At 55.3% G+C, this 2,456-nt stretch carries 1 protein-coding gene; it reads right to left on the minus strand.

Features of this window, described 5'->3' with window-relative positions; translation table 11 throughout:
• Positions 1 to 41: 41 nt before the first annotated feature.
• Positions 42 to 2,456: CHAT domain-containing tetratricopeptide repeat protein (locus tag P5674_RS20145; protein WP_315670226.1), on the minus strand; the 2,415-nt coding region annotated here is incomplete at its 5' end.

Here is a 2,456-nt window from a genome sequence, read left to right on the forward strand (position 1 = left end):
GCTGGGTGTTGGGTTGCGCTATCGCTTCACCCAACCTACGGTTAAATTCCGATCGCACAAAAAGCCCCCCAATGGATAGGATGTTTATAGGGTCGGTAATCCGGGCGTTGAAAACCTAACCCCAAGTTATCTCGGAGTTTCGCCTTGGGATGACAGTTTCCCGCCGAGTCCTGCTCATTCAGCCACGCGGTTAACTCCTGCTTCGTGACTGCTCTCATCCACTCTTGGGCCTGTTTCAAGGCTAAGGCAACCGAGGGCTGGGTCTGCATTTCCTCATACAATTTTACCATCAAAATCGCCGTCGAGACATCATTCACCGCCCACAGGCTACAAATCACATTCGCCGCCCCCGCATACAGAAACCCCAGCCCCAAACTGATATACTCTTCCAAGTCGGGGGAAAAGTCCGTTAACCCCGTTTCACAAGCCGAGAGAATCACCAGGCGACAGGTGGGTAAATACAGCTCAAACAATTCTCCCAAAGTGTAACATTTGCTCAGGTCAATCTGCGTGCCTTTGCGCCAGGGGAGAAAACGAGTTTCCGCCGCTTCAGAGGGGGCGGTTTCCTCCGAGAGGGTTCGGCCTTCTGAGTCACTGACGGAGACTTTCGCCCCAGCTAAGACCAGGGGAGACAGGAGGGGACTGTTGAAATTGAACGCCCCATGGCCGGCAAAATGGAGATAGTCCGCCTCTTGGAAGGCTTGGCGGTGGGGGTCTTCATTCAGGCTGGTTTTGCTGGCTTGCTGGCGGGCGAGACGGCCGGCGTTGGTGGAGAAGTTGGCTAAAATGGCTTCAACCTCTAAGTCCGCATAGTCTAGGTCTTCGGTGGGATTTTGGATAGCAAAGAAGCGCTGGCGGTTGCTGGTTTGGCGCTGGCGTTGGGAGACTTGCAGGAATTGACAACTGGGGCTATAGGTGACTCCCAGGGGGAATCTATCGGCGAGATAGTCGGGTTCATCGTCATCCCCCAGGGGTAAGGCGTGGAGGGGGAATAAATGCAACTCCCGATAGGGTACGACAATCAGGCGGCGGTAGGTGGGGGGAATTTGGGCGAGGAGTTGGGGTAATTCCAGGATATCCCGCAGACGGCGCAGGAAGTCATTCAGATGGGTTTCCCAGTCGTCGGAGTGGTGGCGTTGATAGGTGTGGAGATAGGTGTCGCGCAACTCCTGTAATTGCTCCAGGTTTTCCGGGGGGGAAAGATGCACGGAAATTTCCCCGGTTTCGCCACTGACGATAAAGGTATAAATTCCCCGGGGGCTGAGATACCATTCCATCAACAGGGTATCCTTATCCAGCAACTCCTGAATTTTCGAGAATTGGATGGGTTGGACTCGTTGGGTGAGGCTGAAGTTGGGGTCGTAGGTGTTGATGGTTTCCAGGAGTTGGGTTAAGGCCTGTTGCGCCTGTTGGTATTGTTGACGCAGGCTGTCCATGACTTCGGGGGTGAAGCTGGCGGCACTGCTGCCCCGTTGTCCCAGTCCGCCGATGTCCTGATTATCGGGGTTGGTGGGGGTTTCGAGGGTTTCGAGGAGTCGCTGTTTGGCGGTGACTTCCCGACGGCGGCGATCGAGTTGTTGCCGGATTTCTGGGGGAATGTCGCCTTTGGGGTACAGGTCGCGGTTGCTGAGGAGTTCGATGAGGTTGCGGGATTTGCTGCGTTCGACGCTGGCTAAGGCTTTGCCGATATCTTCGGCGTTGATGCAGGCTTGCACGAGTTGGGGATAGAGGTCTAAGGCGGCTTCCCGGCGTTTTTGTTTCTCGCTGTAGGAGTCGGTGAAGCTGCAACGGGTTTCGACGGCTTCAATGGCAGCCTCATAGCCTTCGATGGCGGTTTCCCAGTCTTGAACCTTAAAGGCAGCATCGCCTAATCTGCGACCGATATCCAAGGCTTCTAGCGGGAATCGCTCTGGGGGACAAATGGCTAGTCCTTCTCTCCAGGCGGCGATCGCTTCAGGAATTCGGTTAAAGTGTTGATAGACAGAGGCTAGGGAGTTGTAACTGGTTGCCATGCCCGAGCGATCGCCCAATTCGGTACTCAAATCCAAAGATTGCCGATACAGACGCTCCGCCTCATCCCAGTTGCCGCGATTTCGCTGGATATCTCCCAACAGTCCCCAAGAGGTTGCCATGCCGGAGCGATCGCCCAATTCGGTTCTCAATTGCAAAGATTGCCGATACAGACGCTCGGCCTCATCCCAGTTGCCGCGATTTCGCTCGATATCTCCCAACAGTCCCCAAGAGGTTGCCATGCCGGAGCGATCGCCCAATTCGGTTCTCAATTGCAAAGATTGCCGATACAGACGCTCGGCCTCATCCCAGTTGCCGCGATTTCGCTCGATATCTCCCAACAGTCCCCAAGAGGTTGCCATGCCGGAGCGATCGCCCAATTCGGTTCTCAATTGCAAAGATTGCCGATACAGACGCTCCGCCTCATCCCAGTTGCCCCGATTTCC

Origin of the sequence: Limnospira sp. PMC 289.06, from assembly GCF_032350395.1 — a bacterium.
Classification (GTDB): domain Bacteria; phylum Cyanobacteriota; class Cyanobacteriia; order Cyanobacteriales; family Microcoleaceae; genus Limnospira; species Limnospira platensis.